Source organism: Halococcus salsus, assembly GCF_009900715.1.
GTDB classification, from domain to species: domain Archaea; phylum Halobacteriota; class Halobacteria; order Halobacteriales; family Halococcaceae; genus Halococcus; species Halococcus salsus.
Window position 1 is genome coordinate 165,855 of the sequence record NZ_JAAAJC010000005.1, and the last position, 15,248, is coordinate 181,102.

The 15,248-nt window shown below is 68.1% G+C and carries 16 protein-coding genes; 10 read left to right on the forward strand and 6 right to left on the reverse strand.

Annotated elements, in window-relative coordinates:
* Window positions 1–85 precede the first annotated feature (85 nt).
* Both tatC and GT355_RS13575 read left to right on the forward strand, forming a co-directional pair.
* The gene (gene tatC / locus GT355_RS13570; RefSeq protein ID WP_160135119.1) at window positions 86–2,317 is read left to right on the forward strand and encodes a twin-arginine translocase subunit TatC; all 2,232 of its coding nucleotides are present in this window, start codon (window positions 86–88) and stop codon (window positions 2,315–2,317) included.
* Between the two features lie 87 nt (window positions 2,318–2,404).
* A complete protein-coding gene (locus GT355_RS13575; RefSeq protein WP_160135120.1) occupies window positions 2,405–3,139 on the forward strand; it encodes a queuosine precursor transporter in 735 nt (244 codons plus the stop codon).
* A gap of 16 nt (window positions 3,140–3,155) precedes the next feature.
* Here GT355_RS13575 and GT355_RS13580 read toward each other — a convergent pair whose 3' ends face one another.
* Together GT355_RS13580 and GT355_RS13585 are read right to left on the reverse strand one after the other, a co-directional pair.
* Complete coding sequence (locus tag GT355_RS13580; protein ID WP_160135121.1) at window positions 3,156–3,719, reverse strand: endonuclease dU; 564 nt, start codon at window positions 3,717–3,719, stop codon at window positions 3,156–3,158.
* A complete protein-coding gene (locus GT355_RS13585) occupies window positions 3,716–3,886 on the reverse strand; it encodes a DUF5786 family protein (RefSeq protein ID WP_120074992.1) in 171 nt (56 codons plus the stop codon). Before GT355_RS13585 ends, GT355_RS13580 begins: the two co-directional genes overlap by 4 nt.
* A 93-nt stretch (window positions 3,887–3,979) precedes the next feature.
* Between GT355_RS13585 and GT355_RS13590 the strand changes: the two genes are divergently transcribed.
* Complete coding sequence (locus GT355_RS13590) at window positions 3,980–4,591, forward strand: MBL fold metallo-hydrolase (RefSeq protein WP_160135122.1); 612 nt, start codon at window positions 3,980–3,982, stop codon at window positions 4,589–4,591.
* Between the two features lie 301 nt (window positions 4,592–4,892).
* Here the strand turns inward: GT355_RS13590 and GT355_RS13595 are convergent, their stop codons facing one another.
* Entirely contained in the window at window positions 4,893–5,636 is a 744-nt protein-coding gene (locus GT355_RS13595) for a DNA polymerase sliding clamp (protein WP_120074988.1), read from the reverse strand.
* 103 nt (window positions 5,637–5,739) lie between these two features.
* Between GT355_RS13595 and GT355_RS13600 the strand changes: the two genes are divergently transcribed.
* Both GT355_RS13600 and GT355_RS13605 read left to right on the forward strand, forming a co-directional pair.
* A complete protein-coding gene (locus tag GT355_RS13600; protein WP_160135123.1) occupies window positions 5,740–7,050 on the forward strand; it encodes an ABC transporter substrate-binding protein in 1,311 nt (436 codons plus the stop codon).
* 57 nt (window positions 7,051–7,107) lie between these two features.
* Complete coding sequence (locus GT355_RS13605; RefSeq protein WP_160135124.1) at window positions 7,108–7,863, forward strand: 23S rRNA (uridine(2552)-2'-O)-methyltransferase; 756 nt, start codon at window positions 7,108–7,110, stop codon at window positions 7,861–7,863.
* A gap of 278 nt (window positions 7,864–8,141) precedes the next feature.
* On the opposite strand, the gene GT355_RS13610 is transcribed toward GT355_RS13605, so the two are convergent.
* The gene (locus tag GT355_RS13610) at window positions 8,142–9,161 is read right to left on the reverse strand and encodes a lysylphosphatidylglycerol synthase transmembrane domain-containing protein (protein ID WP_160135125.1); all 1,020 of its coding nucleotides are present in this window, start codon (window positions 9,159–9,161) and stop codon (window positions 8,142–8,144) included.
* Between the two features lie 100 nt (window positions 9,162–9,261).
* Between GT355_RS13610 and thiL the strand changes: the two genes are divergently transcribed.
* Window positions 9,262–10,128, forward strand: a complete 867-nt coding sequence (gene thiL, locus GT355_RS13615) for a thiamine-phosphate kinase (protein WP_160135126.1) — start codon at window positions 9,262–9,264, stop codon at window positions 10,126–10,128.
* Between the two features lie 390 nt (window positions 10,129–10,518).
* On the opposite strand, the gene GT355_RS13620 is transcribed toward thiL, so the two are convergent.
* Window positions 10,519–10,839, reverse strand: a complete 321-nt coding sequence (locus GT355_RS13620) for a winged helix-turn-helix transcriptional regulator (protein WP_120074981.1) — start codon at window positions 10,837–10,839, stop codon at window positions 10,519–10,521.
* Window positions 10,840–10,960: 121 nt separating this feature from the next.
* Here GT355_RS13620 and GT355_RS13625 point away from each other — a divergent pair, with 121 nt between their 5' ends.
* The 3 genes from GT355_RS13625 to GT355_RS13635 all read left to right on the forward strand — a co-directional run bounded on the left by GT355_RS13625 (window position 10,961) and on the right by GT355_RS13635 (window position 13,142).
* On the forward strand, window positions 10,961–11,398 hold the full coding sequence (locus GT355_RS13625; protein WP_160135127.1) for a DoxX family protein: 438 nt from the start codon (window positions 10,961–10,963) through the stop codon (window positions 11,396–11,398).
* Window positions 11,399–11,599: 201 nt separating this feature from the next.
* Window positions 11,600–11,977 (forward strand): DoxX family protein, encoded by a 378-nt coding sequence (locus GT355_RS13630; protein WP_160135128.1) that lies wholly within the window; start codon window positions 11,600–11,602, stop codon window positions 11,975–11,977.
* A gap of 178 nt (window positions 11,978–12,155) precedes the next feature.
* Window positions 12,156–13,142 carry an NAD(P)/FAD-dependent oxidoreductase gene (locus GT355_RS13635; RefSeq protein ID WP_240145816.1) on the forward strand — a complete coding sequence of 329 codons (987 nt, stop codon included), beginning with the start codon at window positions 12,156–12,158 and terminating at the stop codon, window positions 13,140–13,142.
* Window positions 13,143–13,150: 8 nt separating this feature from the next.
* Here the strand turns inward: GT355_RS13635 and GT355_RS13640 are convergent, their stop codons facing one another.
* The gene (locus GT355_RS13640; RefSeq protein ID WP_160135129.1) at window positions 13,151–14,302 is read right to left on the reverse strand and encodes a metal-dependent hydrolase family protein; all 1,152 of its coding nucleotides are present in this window, start codon (window positions 14,300–14,302) and stop codon (window positions 13,151–13,153) included.
* Between the two features lie 173 nt (window positions 14,303–14,475).
* On the opposite strand from GT355_RS13640, the gene GT355_RS13645 reads away from it, so the two are divergent.
* Window positions 14,476–15,069 carry a flavin reductase family protein gene (locus GT355_RS13645; RefSeq protein WP_160135130.1) on the forward strand — a complete coding sequence of 198 codons (594 nt, stop codon included), beginning with the start codon at window positions 14,476–14,478 and terminating at the stop codon, window positions 15,067–15,069.
* Window positions 15,070–15,248: the final 179 nt, after the last annotated feature.

The following is a 15,248-nucleotide window of genomic DNA, read 5'->3' on the forward strand; positions in this document are numbered from 1 at the left end:
TGGGGGTTGTAAGCCTTCTTCTCCGGCCGGGCGCGGGAGACAAGATTGATAACGACGAGTCGGCTATCCGCGTCGAAGGAGAGAGATGTCCGGAGCCGTCGACGAGGACGTCCGCCGGTCGGTTGCGCGCGGACGGGAAACCCTCGGCGCGATGTTGTCCGCCGCCCAGACCCATCTCCAGAAGGTCGCCATCGTCTTCCTGATCGGCTTTCTGGGTTCGTTCTACGCGCTCTGGCTCTACGTCTGGGACCGCCTCAAGACCGACCTCTTCGCCCCGCTCCCGCCCCGAATCGCGAGCCAGACCTCCGTCAACGCCATCACGCCGTTCGACGTGCCGTTGCTCCAGGCGAAGATCGCGCTGGTGGTCGGCGGGCTGGTCGCGCTCCCGCCCTTGCTCTACTACTCCCGGGACGCCCTCGACGAACGCGGCTACTGGCCACACGTCAGCGCCGGCTGGAAGGTCGGCGTCATCCTGCTGGTGAGCGCGCTGTTGTTCGTCGTCGGTGTCGCGTACGGCTACTTCGTCTTCTTCCCGCTGATGTTCGAGTTCCTCGCGACCAACGCGGTCAACGTCGGCTTCGAACCCCACTACTCGATCGTCTACTGGGCGCAGTTCATCCTCCTGCTCTCGGCCTCGTTCGGGATCGCCGCCCAGCTCCCGCTCGCGATGACCGGGCTCAGCCTCACCGGCGTCGTCCCCTACGAGACCTTCCGCGACAAGTGGAAGTACGCGATCGTCGGGGCGTTCGCTTTCGGCGCGCTGTTCTCGCCGCCCGACCCCTTCACCCAGGTGCTCTGGGCGGTCCCGATCATCGTGCTCTACGCGCTGAGCCTCGGTTTCACGAAGATCATCGTGACCTTCCAGCGCGGTGGGAGCGCGGTCTCCGTTCGGGACGTGGCGCGCGCGCGCTGGCGGCCGGTGCTCGGGGTCCCGGTGGTCGTCACCGGGCTGGTCGCGGGGGCCATCGCCCTCGGTGCCGGTGGCTACGTCAACCAGCTCCTGTTCAGAACCCCGTACTTCTCGCCGTCCGACCCCCTGTTCGTCTACATCGGCCCGCTGTTCGGCCTGCCGCGCGACGCCGCGATCGCGCTGGTCGGGCTCGTTCTCTTCCTGTTCGTGCTGTCGGTCACGTTGGGCGTCGTCACCTACCGGGCGGTCGCGGTCGCCGCCGAGTCCGCCCCGGGCCGTCCGGGTGCGCCGGCGTCCATCGACGTCGCCGAGCTCGACGAGGCCGGCGTCCGGGCCGCGCCCCCGGAGGTGTTCACCGCGATGAGCGAACAGGAGGCCACCGCTCAGGCCAGCATGGCGATGAGCGACGGCGATCCGAACAAGGCCCAAGCGGTCCTCGACCGCTTCGACGCCGCGAACGCCGCCGACGGCGACGACCGGCTCGATGCCGACGAGGACACGGGTGAACCGGGAGCCGCGAACGAACCGGCGGACGAAACGAACGACTTCAGCGACCGGCTCACCCGGACCACGACCGGGGTGGTGGACGCGTTCACCGCCGAGGAGACCACCGAGGACGACATCGGGGGCTACTACTACGACATCACGTTCGTGCTCAACAGCCTCCGGTCGCGGGCGTTCCTCATCCTCGGGCTGTTCATGGCGGTGCTCGCCGGAACGTTCATCTGGCTCTCACAGGGTGGGATCGGTGGGATCCGGGCGGACTTCCTCTCGCGTCTCCCCGCCACGGTCCGGCCCGAACAGGTCGGCGTCGTCGAGCTCCACCCCGTCGAGGCGTTGGTCTTCGAGATAAAACTCAGTACGCTCTTCGCGGCGATCGTCGTGCTCCCGCTGGTGCTCTACTACGCCTGGCCCGCCCTCCGCGAGCGCGGCCTCGCGGGCGGGGACCGACGCGTCCTGTTCCTGTGGGGCGGCGCGCTCCTGGCGAGCCTCGTCGGCGGGATCGCGGCCGGCTATACGACGATCGCTCCCACCGTGATCTCGTGGCTCACGGCCGACGTGGTCGGCGCGAACATGGTGGTGGCCTACCGGATCAGCGCGGCCGGCTGGCTGGTCTTCTTCACCACCGCGGGTATCGGCCTGCTCGCGATGATACCGGTGACGATGCTGCTGTTCCACCGCGCCGGGCTGGTCCCCTACCGCGGGATGCGCAACCGCTGGCGCGAGGTGACGGTGGGCGTGTTCGCGTTCACCGCCTACGCCTCGCCGCGCGGCGTGTTCATGATGTTCATCCTCGGGATCCCCGTGATGGTCTGTTACGGGCTCGGCCTCGCGCTGCTCTGGATCTACACCCTCGGCGGGCGACGCACCACCCAGCGCCGGGACCAGCGCGAGAGCGCCGACTGACGAACGAAGGGCTCATTTTCGCGTGGCGTCCGCTTCGGTTGTGACCACGACACGCCGCAGACGACCCGCTCGCCGTGGGAGGCACGGGTGAGCGAGACCGCCGACGCGTCGAGGGTCGGGCGCGCGTCCACGATTCAGGTCGCCCTCGTCGCGCTCTTCACGACCGCGCTCGTGACCGCCCAGCTCACCGCGACCAAGATCCTGGGCTTTCCGATCCCGGTCTCGCTCCCGGTGACGGGGGCGGAGCTGATACTGCCCGGCGCGTCGCTGGCCTACGCGCTCACCTTCCTCGCCTCCGACTGTTACGCCGAACTCTACGGTCGCCGCGCCGCCCACGCCCTCGTCACCGTGGGGTTCGTGATGAACCTCGTGCTCCTCGGCCTCGTCTGGACGACGATCGCCGCACCCGCCGCCGCCTCCAGCGTCGACCCCGCCCAGTTCGCGACGGTGCTCGGCGCGAGCACCAACGTCGTGGTCGGGAGCCTGCTGGCCTACCTCGTGAGCCAGAACTGGGACGTCTTCGTCTTCCACCGGCTCAGGAGCTACACCGACGGCCGCGCGCTCTGGCTCCGGAACATCGGCTCGACCGCGACCAGCCAGGCGATCGACACCGCGATCTTCGTCGGGGTCGCCTTCTACCTCGCCCCGCAGCTCCTCGGGGTCGGCAGCGTGCTCCCCGGCTCGGTTCTGATCGGCCTCGCGGTCGGGCAGTACCTCCTCAAACTCCTGATCGCGCTGTGCGATACGCCCGTGGTCTACGCCATCGTGGGCTACGCGCGCTCGCGGGCCGACGCCGGCGAGCCACGACCGAGCGCCGACTGAGTCGGAAACTCGAAACTCAGTTCGTGGGGTCGCACCAGGTGTCGGCGGCGCGGGCGGCGAGTCGGGCGACCCGCAGTGGTTCGGGTCGACCGCCTTCGGGGGTGAACCCTCGAACCACGTCGTCGGCGTCGTCGTCCGAGCAGCCGACGTTCCGGACGAATACGGTCCCGTCGTCGAGCGCGAGCTCGTGGCGTGGCGGGAGGTTTCGGTAGATATCGAGCCGGCTGTCGAGCGCCGTGCCCGAGAACGCCTCGCGGAGCGGGGGTTCGAGCCCCGGACTCGCCTCGAAGGAGACCGAGAGCACGGGTCGTTCGGCGGTGCGGTGGATTCGAGAGAGGTCGAGGAGGTTGAACCAGGCGGGCGCGATACCCGCGATCAGGAGGTAGCGGACGTCCTCGCGGTCGAGCGTCGAAAAGAGGTCGATGACAGCGGCGGTGGCGTCGGTGCCGCCGACGGTACAGGAGCCGAACGCGAACCCGTCGACGGCGCGGTCGGCGCGGACCACACAGCCCGCGAGCGTGCTCCGGTCGTCGTCGCGGGCGGACGCGGCGACCCCGAGCGCACGGGTCCCGGTCTTCACTCCTCTTTGATGTCCTCGAGCCTGTCGAGGAGTTCGTCGTTCGACGCGCCGAACTCGAAGCTGACCTCGCCGGCGTGGGCCGCCTCCTCGGTTTCGAGGCTCTCGTCGAGGTCTTGGTCGTAGTCCTGGCTCGATTGCTCGGACTCATCGTAGCTACCGAATCCCATACACGACGATATGAAGTCCTCATTGAAAAGTCGTTTGTCAATTTTCGAACCATCGCCGGCAGGCTGAAAGGCCCGCCGCGCCGACCCAGGGGCATGGCGATCACCAACGTCACCGAGGGCGCGGACACGTTCACCGCGAACGTGTTTCTGGTCGAGGGCGCGCGAAACGTCCTGGTCGACGCCGGTGCGATGGCCGGCGTCGAGGACCGGGTGGCCGAGCACGTCGACGACCTCGATGCGGTGGTTCTGACCCACCAGCACGGCGATCACGTCGCGGAACTCGACGCGGTGCTCGACGCGTTCGACGCCGACCTCCTCGCATATGGCGATCATCCACGCCGAACCGAGGCGATCGACGACGGTGACACGGTCGAGATCGGCGACGAGTCCTTCGAGGTCGTCCACACGCCGGGCCACGCCGACGACCACGTCTCCCTCCTGTCGGAGACGACGATCTTCTCGGGCGACGTCGTGGTCCACGACGACGGCGCGTTCGACGACGGGAGCTTCGGTCGAACGGACATGGCCGGTCAGTCCCGTGAGGAACTCATCGAGAGCATCCGACGGATCCTCGACCGACTGCCCGACGGCGTCGAGCGGATGTACGCCGGCCACGGCGGCGAGTTCCACGGTGACGTTCGGAGCGTGATCGAGCGCGCGCTCGAACGCGCCGAGCGGCGCGAGCCGAAGTATCCCGACGAGTGACCGGCGGGTCGGTCGCGGTGGAGCCGCGGCCGCCGGGCGGTTGCGGTGCGGTCCTTGCGTCTCGCCGAACGAACGTGAGCCGAGGCTCAGGAGAGCTGTGCTCTCCTGGCGGATGAAGGGCGAGTGAACGCCGAAGGCGTGAGCGAGGGCTTCGGCGGAGGCGGTGGCGGTTGCTGTGCGGTTGGTAGTAGTTGTACCGCGAACGAGCGAAGCGAGTGAGCGGCCCTTTTTAGTCCAGGTTTTTGGGCGGGGGTTGAGGGCCGCGAAGCGGCCCGATTCCCCCGCCTAAAAAAGTGGGTGTCTAGTCCGACTGGATGCGCGGCGCGAGCATGTAGGTGACACTCCCTTCGGCTTCGGCGATGTCGAAGTGGAGCTTGACGGGGAACTCCTCGCCGAGGTCGAGGGTGACCTCCGCGTCGCCGGGGATCGCCTTGTTCATGTCCTTCAGGTAGTCGAGCGAGAAGAGCGAGTGGGCGGGGCCGGCGGTGAGGTCGATGAGGTCGTCGTTGTCGAGCTCGAAGTGGACGTCGTCGGTGTCGCCCTCGGCGTCGACGTAGAACTGCTCGTCGGCCTCGTTCACGCCGAGCGCGATGTGGTCGGAGACCATGTCGGCGGCCTTCACCGCGCGATTGATGTCGCGGCCTTCGAGCACGATCGTCGCGGGGAGGTCGAGGTCGGGGATGTCGGGTTCTTGCCGGATCGAGTCGGGGTCGATGAGCGCGAGGGTGTACTCCAGCCCGTCGATCGAGATGTGGAGTTTCCGGGTCTCCTCGTCGAGTTCGAGGTGGACGAGGTCGTCGCCACCCGCCATCCCGGCGATGTCCTGGAGGCGCGAGAGGTTGACCCCGATGACCCCGCCGTCGGCCTCGTAGGACTCGAAGGCGGTGGCCGAGAGCGTGAGGTCGACCATCCCCACGTTCGCGGGGTCCACCGCCCGGATCTCGACCTGATCCTCGTTGAGGTGGAGCTTACACTCTTCGACGAGGACGCTCACCGAGTCGAGGGCCGTCCGCAGGGTCCCCGCGCTCACGATCGCGTTGAACATGACCGCGGTACGAACAGGCAGCTTATAAAAGATGCGCGTTCGCTCCCAGGCCCATCGTATCGAGGACCGAAACCGATTTACTGTTTTAGGCAGGCCTAACGACATGGTGAATGATCCCTCGACTGACGGGACGGTGTCACGGCGACGGTGGCTGCGGTCCGGTGCGGTGGTGCTCGGCGGCGGGCTGCTCGCTGGCTGCAGTAGCGGTTCCGGCGGTGAGGGCGGAAACTCGACGAGCGGGGACGCGGGGGCCGGAACCGACGCAACCAACGGCTCGGGATCGAACTCGGGAACGGACACGTCCGGGGCGGCGGGGACGGCGGAGTCGACCCAGTCCTCGGGGACGTCGGGGTCGTACTCGGTCTCGATGGCCCCCGCGGGCGAGGTGAGCTTCGACGGCGTTCCGGAGGAGGTCATGGTCTACAGTCTGTACGCCGCGGATTCGATGGTCGCGTTCGGTGCCGGCGACGCCGTGAACTCGCTCGGGTTCAGTGCGGAGGCCGGCGGGAACACCCTCAGCGCGTACTACGAGCGTCTCGACGGCGTCTCCTTCGACAGCAGCGGGCTCCAGCAGCTCAACGAGGGCGGGTCCAGTGGCATCAGCGTCAGCAAGGAGCTGTTCTACGAGCTCGATTCGGACCTCCACCTCATCGATCCTGCACTCGTCGTCTCGTTCGACGGCTGGAGCCAATCCGACGTGACGGAGATCCAGAACAACGTCGCCCCGTGGTTCGGCAACAACTACAGCCGCGACAACACTCAGCCACCGAAACCCTACCGGAGCGACTACCAGTACTACACCCTCTGGGAGATCGCCGAGAAGATCTCACGGGTCTTCCAGCAGCACGAGCGGTTCCAGCGGCTCGCGTCGATCCACGACGACCTCGTACAGCGGATCCGGTCGAACCTCCCGCCGAAGAGCGAACGACCCGCGGTGGCCGAACTCCTCTTCATGGACGGGACGTTCTACCCCTCGAAGATCAACAGCCCCGGCTTCGGGAACGCCCACGTCAGACCGCTTCAGGCCACCGACGCGTTCGTCGCGAGCGACATCGAGTACGGGACCTCCTACGACTTCGAGCAGATGCTCGAGGTCGACCCCGACGTCATCCTCCACCAGTACGGCATCGCCTCGTACTACGACGTCGGCGACATCCGAAACACCCTCGAAAACGATTCGGTGGCGAGCAACATCACGGCCGTACAGAACGACCGGGTCTACCCCTCGGGCGACCCGACCCAGGGCCCGCTGATGAACCTCTTCCAACTGGAGATGACCGCCAAACAGCTCTACCCCGACCGGTTCGGCGAGTGGCCCGACTACACCAGTGGGGATCCCTACCCCGAGATCCCGAAAGGCGAACAGCTGTTCGACCGCACGAAGGTGGCGAATATCGTTACTGGAAACAACTGAGGACCCAAAGGACCCGCGAACCGGGATCCACAAGCGTTCCGGGTTCCGAGAGGGGGCATGAGCGGCCGAGACGAGTACTACAACAAGGCGAAACAGCAGGGCTATCGTTCCAGATCGGCCTACAAGCTCCAGCAGCTCGACGAGACGGCGATCCTCTTCGAGGACGGCGACACCGTTGTCGACCTCGGGGCCGCGCCGGGCGGCTGGCTCCAGGTCGCCGCCGAGCGCGTCGGCACCGGTCGCGTGGTGGGCGTCGACCGCCAGCGGATCGAGTCGTTGGATGGGGTCGAGACCGTTCGCGGCGACCTCACCGACGAGGACGTCCAGGCGGACCTCGCGGAGCGGGTCGGCGAGGCGGACGTCGTGCTCTCGGATATGGCCCCGAACATGACCGGCGAGTACGACCTCGACCACGCGCGCTCGGTCTACCTCGCTCGGCAGGCGCTGGACGTGGCGCTCGACGTGCTCGCACCGGGTGGCGACTTCGTGGCGAAGGTCTTCGACGGCCGGGACCTCGACGCGCTCGAAGCCGACATCGACGCCGAGTTCGAGTACGTCAGGACCGTTCGCCCCGACGCCTCGCGCGACGAGTCCTCGGAACTCTATCTCGTGGGGAAGGGCCGGATGACCGCGCCGGTCGAGCCGGGCGACGAACTGGTGGTCACGATCACCGACACCGGCGACGAGGGTGACGGCATCGCGAAGGTCGAGGAGTACACCCTGTTCGTCCGGAGTGCCGACGAGGGCGAGGAGGTCGCGGTCCGGGTCGAGGACGTGAAACCCCGGTTCGGGTTCGCCGACCGACTCGACTAGGTGAAAGTGCGGGACACGGAGCCGTTCGGAGAGGGTTTTTCTCGGTTCGATTCGGTATCGGAGACGAGTCCCGACACAAACGAGAGACCGCCCCGCTACCGCACAGCACCGCCCCACGACGACCACACGCCTCCCCAGCCGACTCCGCTCCTCGCTCACTCGCCTTCGGCTCGTTCGCTTCGGTGCTCATCCCTCACACGGTGTCAGCGCTCGGCGCTCACCGTCGTTCGCGCCGACCGCGAGCGCGCGCCACGGTGGACGGTGAGAGCGCGATCCCGTCACCGGTCGGCGAGGATGGCGGCGGTACCGCCGCCGATCACCGTCGGGAGGAAGTAGGTCGCGCCGCGGTGGATGGCGACGGCGGCGACGATCGTCGCCGAGGGGATGCCGCCGGTGGTCGCGCTCACGAGCGCGCCGAGGACGATCTCCACGCCACCCAGCCCACCGGGAAGCGGGGTGACGCCGGCCATCGCGCCCGCGGGGATCGCGACGAGCACCACGGCGGGCGGGACGGTGTAGCCGAGCGCGAACAGCGAGAGCCAGAGCGAGGTCGCGAGCCCGATCCACCCGAGCGCGGAGAACGAGAGCGCGAGCAGGAGTCCCCGTGGGTTGGTGCCGACGCGTTCGACGGCGGTGAAGAAGCCCTCGATACGGCGTTCGAGCGCGTCCTCCGTCGGCGGGGAGACGCGCGGGAGCGCTCCCGAGACCCACCGGATCAGCGGTGTGAGTTTGTCCACGGCGGCGTGTTCGACCCGGTAGCGGTTCCGCCAGCCGAAGTAGGCCGCCGCGACCAGCAGGATGGCGAACGCGACCACGACGACCGCCACGAACTCGAGGTTCTGGCCGAAGGTGATCGTGGTGGCGAAGTAGCCCAGCCCGAGGAGCGCGAGCACGATCGAGGGGACGAAGTTGAGCGCGTCGACGCTCGCGATGGCGGCGAGACCGGTCTCGTACTCGCTGTCGGAGGCCCGCGAGACGAGCAGCGCGCTCACGGGTTCGCCGCCGGCCTGGCCGAACGGGGTGACGTTGTTGGCGAACGTCGCGCCGGCGAAGACGAGGACCGCGGAGGGTATCGTGATCGGCGCGCCGAGCACGCCGAGCACCGTACGAAGCGAGAGCCCCCAGGCGGTGAGCCAGCAGGTCGCGACCACCACGATGACCACGAGCACGGGTGGGCTCGCCATCGAGAGGGCGGAGACGACGTCCCCGACGCCGACGAACCAGAGGAGGACGGCGAGCACACAGAGCGCACCCGCGAACCCCACGAGCGTGGTTCTGAGGTCGCCCTCGCGTATCATGTCGGTCGAACGACCGACCGTGGCATGAACCCTCCGAAACACGTCCGGTGGCGGGGTTTCCGACCGGACGGGTTTTGTCGCGGGCCGACCGATCCGGTCCATGGACGAGCGGACGGCACTCGAACGCCTCGCCGGACGCCTCCCGGCCGCCGGCGACGACTGTGCGGTGGTCGAGGACCTCGTGCTCACCACCGACATGCTCCACGAGACCACGGACTTTCCGGGTGGAGTCACACGCTACACGGCGGGCTGGCGCGCGGTCGGCGCGTCGCTCTCGGACGTGGCAGCGATGGGAGCCAACGCCCGCGCCGCGCTCGCGGTCTACGCCGCCCCCGAGTTCGACGAGGGGCTCCTCGAATTCGTCGACGGCGCACGGGCCGTCTGCGAGGCGGTGGGGGCCTCGTACGTCGGCGGCGACCTCGACACCCACGAGGAGTTCACCGTCTCGACGACGGCGGTCGGCCGCACGACGGACCCAGTCCCTCGCTCGGGCGCGAGGATCGGCGAAGCGGTCTGTGTTACGGGGAGCCTCGGGCGGAGCGGGGTAGCCCTTCGGCTGTTCGAGGCGGGCGAGATCGAGCGCGCGAACGACCTCTTTCGGTTCACCCCGAGAGTGGCGGCAGGACGGGCCCTCCGCCCGCACGCGAGCGCGATGATGGACGTCTCGGACGGGCTGGCGCGCTCGCTCCACCAGCTGGCCGACGCGAGCGGTTGTGGCTTCGCGGTCCGGACCCCGCTCCCCATCGACGAGTCGGTCGATTCGGTCGCCGAGGATCGGGAGGAACGACGCGAACTCGGGACCTTCTTCGGCGAGGATTTCGAGTTGCTGTTCACGGTTCCCGAGAACGAGTTCGAAGCCGCCCGAGATGCGACCGACGTGGCGGTCACGCGGATCGGGACGGTGGTCGAAGACGGGATTTCACTCGACGGCGAGCCACTTCCCGACCGTGGGTACACACACGGGTAGGCAGCGGTCGCGGTGCGGCTGCGGTGCGGCCGCCGCGCGGTGGCGGTTGCGGTGCTCTCCTGGTGGATGAAGGGCGAGGCGGGAGTGCGAGTGAAACGAGCACCGCGAGCGGCGCGAGGTTCGACCGAAGGGAGAACCTCGGATGCGAACGGGGAACGGAGTGACCCGTGAGCGGAGCGAGCGCGCCGAGGGCTTCGGCGGTCGCGGTGCTGTGCGGTGGCGGTTGCGGAGGTGGTAGTGATCCCACCGCGAGCGAGTGAAACGAGCGAGCGGGCGCGAGGGTGACCAGCGGGAACCCGATGCGCTTTTGATCCACATTTTGCCAGGGAGCGAGTGAGCCGAAGGCGAACGAGCGACCGCAGCAAAAGGTGGGGACGTGAAAGGTGGTTCCTAGAGCCAGTCGTCGGCCCAGGCCTCGACCTCGTCGAAGACCGGACAGAGCGCCGCGCCCTTCTCGGTGAGGCGGTAGTAGGTCGCGATCGGGGCGTCGGTCTCGGCGCGGCGCTCGACCAGCCCGGACTCCCGGAGGTCGTCGAGGACGCGCGAGAGGGTGCGGGCGTTGGCGTCGGTCGAGCGCTTGAGTTCGTTGAACCGCTGCTCGCCGTCGAGGAGTTCGTAGAGCACGACCAGTCGCCACTGCGAACCGATCTGGCCAAGCGATTCGACGACCGCACACGGCCCCTCCGTCGGGACGACCTGTTGTGATGACATCGTTGTTATCTGGTGGCTCCTATGTCCGCGAGCAGATATATAGGTTCGTATCGTAACCAGCTAACGTCGTGATATCGATAGTACGATTCGACGAAATGACGTATCGACCGGTGATGAACGAGTGATCCCCCTCCAGACGGGGGCTTTCGACGCGGCGGGGGCCGGCGTGCTGTTTCTGGTCGCCCGGATACTCTTCGGCGGGGTGCTCGCGTACATGGGGATCGGACACCTCACGAACGCCGACGGACTCGCGCCCTACGCGGAGTCGAAGGGCATCCCGGCGGCGGGCGTGCTGGTGCCGTTCTCCGGTGGACAGCTGGTGCTCGGTGGCCTCGCGGTCGTCCTCGGCGTGTTTCCCACGCTCGGTGCGGGCGCGCTCCTCGTGTTCCTGGTCGTCTCGGCCGTCACCATGCACGACTTCTGGGCGGCACCCGACGACCAGCGAGGAAGTGAACTGACCGCCTTCCAGAAGAACGCGGCCCTCGCCGGCGGTGCGCTCGCGCTCCTCGCGCTGAGTGGCGTCGAGTGGCCGTACGCACTCGGTATCGGGCTGTTCTGAGGCGGTCACGGTCGGCCAGTGCCGTCTTTCGAGCGACGAATCGAGGTGCCCGCTCGGCGGGGGTGCTGACATCGATGTCAGCGGGTTACCCCGCCGTCCACCAAGAGCTATGTAGGCCACACCCCTTCGGACCGTTGTGACGAATCTACAGATCCGAACGACCGGTATCGACGGCGAACAGCGTGGTGTGGAGGCCGACCGATGAACGTGTTCTCGCGGCTCGGCCGGATCGTCTTCGGCGGCCTGCTCGCGTTCATGGGTCTCAACCACTTCCAGGACATGGAAGGGGCGATCGCCTACGCCGAATCCGAGGGCGTCCCGATGGCCGACAAACTCGTTCCGTTCTCGTGCGGCATGCTCGCGGTCGGCGGCGTCTGCGTCGCGCTGGGGCTGTTCCCCGTGCTCGCCGCGGGCGCGGTCATCGCGTTCCTCGCCGGCGTGACCCCCCAGATGCACGACTTCTGGAACTACGAGGAGGGCGAGGGCCAGCGCCAGGGCGAACGGATCAACTTCCTCAAGAACGCGGCGCTGCTCGGTGCGGCGCTCACCCTGCTCGGCAACGCGCTCGGCGACGACTGAACCACGGGACGTCGGCGGACTTCTTTCGACCACTCACCACGTCTCCACAGCTCACAGACGGCGTGAGTAGTGGCGACGTGGGAACGAGGGGATCTCTCGACTTCTCTCGTGCGAGCGTCGCCGAGCGATTCACATCTCGCCCAGAGGAGTTATTAAGACCGCCATCGTAGTTAATACCGTGACGGACAACAACGCTTCCGGTGGAGGACGTCCCGCGTACGACGTGGTCGTCGTCGGTGGCGGGCCAGCAGGTCTCAGCGCCGCGCTTCAGTTGGGGCGCTTGCGCCGTGACGTACTAGTTTGCGACGACGACGAGCCACGGAACGGGCCGGCCGACGAGGCCCACGGCTATCTGACCAGGGACGGTATCGGACCCACGGCGCTCCGTCGGCTGGGTCGCGAGGAGGTCGCCGGGTACGGTGGCGAGTTTCGAGATGCCCGGGTGACCGCCGTCACGGAGGACGAACCCGGGTTCGCCGTCACGCTCGATACCGGCGAGACGGTCACGAGCGAGAAGATCGTCGTCGCGACCGGGGTGCGTGACGTGCTCCCCGAGACCGACGGCTTCGAAGCGCTGTGGGGGAACGGGGTGTATCACTGTCCCTACTGCCACGGCTACGAAGTCCGCGACGAACCGCTGGGGGTCCTCATCAAGGACGAACACCCGCACCTACCCGACTACGCGAAGCTCATCTACAACCTGAGTCGGGACCTCGTCGTCTTCACCGATGGAACGGACGTCCTCGACGCGGAGACGCGGTCGATGTTCACCGAGCGCGGTATCGCGATCGAGGACGAACCGATCATCGGGCTCGACGGCTCCGAGGACGGGCTCGAAAGCGTCTCCCTCGCGGACGGTCGTGACGTCGCTCGCCGCGCGCTCTTCTATCCGCCGCCGATGGAGCAACACAGTGAGCTTCCGGACCGACTCGGGCTCGACGTGAATCGGATGGGCGTTGTCGAGACGACGCAATCCCAGCACGGGTTCGGTTTCACCGCTGTTCCGGGTCTCTTCGTGACGGGCGACGCGTCCAGCGGCTATCCAGCCTCGATAGCCTCTGCCGTCGCCGATGGCTCCGTGGTCGGTGCGACCGTCAACATGGAGCTCTCACGGGAAGCCTTCGAGGACGTATCCGACCCCGCGAACGTCGATCCGGCGGAATAGGGGGAGCCTCAGACCACGACGCCGTTCGCGACGACCGTCTTCGGGGTCGCGTAGGCGCTCACGTCCTCCCGGGGGTCGCTATCGAGCACCACGCAGTCGGCGCGCGCACCCGGTTCGAGCCTGCCGACGTCGTCGAGCCCGAGCAGGTCGGCGGCGTTCACGGTCGCGGCCTCGAAGGTGGCTTCGGGGGACAGACCGTGCTCGACCATCCGTTCGAGTTCGGTGGCGGCGTCCCGGTGGTGGTTGAACGGCGTGCCGGCGTCGGTGCCCATCGCGATCGGGACCCCCGCGTCGAGCGCGTGGTCCCAGGCATCCTCGAAGGCCGCCGCGGCCTGTTCGGCCTTCTCGACCGCCCACTTCGGGATGCCGGCCTCGCTCCCGTTCTCGGTGATGCCGGAGAGCGCGGAGGCCGTCGGCACCCAGTAGGTGTCGTTCTCGGCCATCAGCTCGGCGGCCTCGCGGCCCATGAACGTGCCGTGCTCGACGCTCGAAATCCCGGCTCGCACGGCGTTCTCGATCCCGCTCGCGCCGTGGCAGTGGGCGGCGGTCGGACGACCCTTCGCGTTCGCCGCGTCCACCAGCGCGTCGAGTTCGGCGGGCGACATCTCGAAGCCACCGATCTCGGCCCCTTCGGTGAGCACGCCGCCGGTGGCCATCGTCTTCACGACCGCCGCACCCTTCTTCAGCTGTTCGCGGACGGCCTTTCGGACTTCCGCGGGCCCGTCGGCCTCGCGACCGAACCAGTGGCCGTGCCCGCCGGTGATCACGACCGGTGAGCCACACGGCACCACCCGCGGACCGGGGATGGAGCCGTCGGCGACCGCGTCACGGGAGTCGGGGCCGAGCGTGCCAGGCGAGCCGAGGTCGCGGACCGTCGTGACCCCGGCCTCGACCGTCTCGCGCAGGTTCTCCGCGGCGCGGTAGGCGAGCGTCGGGGTCGAGTCCGAGCGGACCGACTCGGTGTTCGGCCGGCCGTCCATCGCGATGTGGACGTGTGAATCGACGAGACCCGGCGCGACCACGTCACCGTCGCCGTCTATGACGGTATCCGGAGCCTCGGGAGCCTCCCCGACGTCCGCGATCTCGCCGTTCTCGATGGCCAGCGGTCCGTCCCGTGCGCCGTCGACGTCCACGACGGTCGCGTTCTCGATGACGAGCATACCACTCCTCCAGCGCACGCCGACAAAAGACCATAGGGCATGGGTGCGGGGTTCCCGGACACCGGTTCGGGTATCGGCAGTCGTATGCCGGCGTGCCCCCTCGGGTCGGTAGCTATGTCGGAGCAGTTCTGCCGAGCGCGGCGACTCGGGTGGCGCGTCGGGGGCGGTCGGCGATGAAGCTCGACCCGGAGACGGTCGATTCGTTCTATCGGACCCTCGCGGGAGCGGTGGTGCCGCGGCCGATCGCGTGGGTGAGTTCGGTGGCTGCGGACGGGGGACTCAATCTCGCGCCGTACTCCTTCTTCAACGTGGTCAACGTCGATCCACCGGTGGTGATGTTCGCACCGAGCGCGCGGCCCGGTCGGCCCGAGGGGCTCGCGGATTCGGCGCGCAACGCACTGGAGACCGAGGAGTTCGTCGTCAACGTCGTGACGGAACCGTTCGCGGAAGCGATGAACGCCACGAGCGCCACCCTCGCACCGGGCGAGAACGAGTTCGAGCACGCGGGGCTCGAAACCACGCCCTCAGAACGGGTCGACCCGCCCCGCGTCGCGGGGATCGAGGTCGCTTTCGAGTGCGAACTCTACGACGCCGTCGAGATCGGTTCGAACACCATGGTGCTCGGCGAGGTCGTGCTCGCTCACCTCGCGGACGGCGTGACGACGGACGGTAAACTCGACGTGACGAAGGTCGACGCCGTCGGCCGGTTATCCGGAAGCTACTACTGCCACACCGGCGACCGGTTTCGGATGGAACGGCCCGATTGACGGCGGGGCGGCGGTTGCGGTGCGGCCGCCGTGCGGTGGCGGTGCTGTTGCTGGCGTTTTCCTGGCGGATGAAGGGCGAGGACGCGAAGCGTCCGAGGGCTTCGGCGGTGTGGTGCCGGAGCGGCTGGCGGTGCTGTGCGGAGGCGGGTTAGCGATCGTACCGCGAGTGAGGCCGGAGG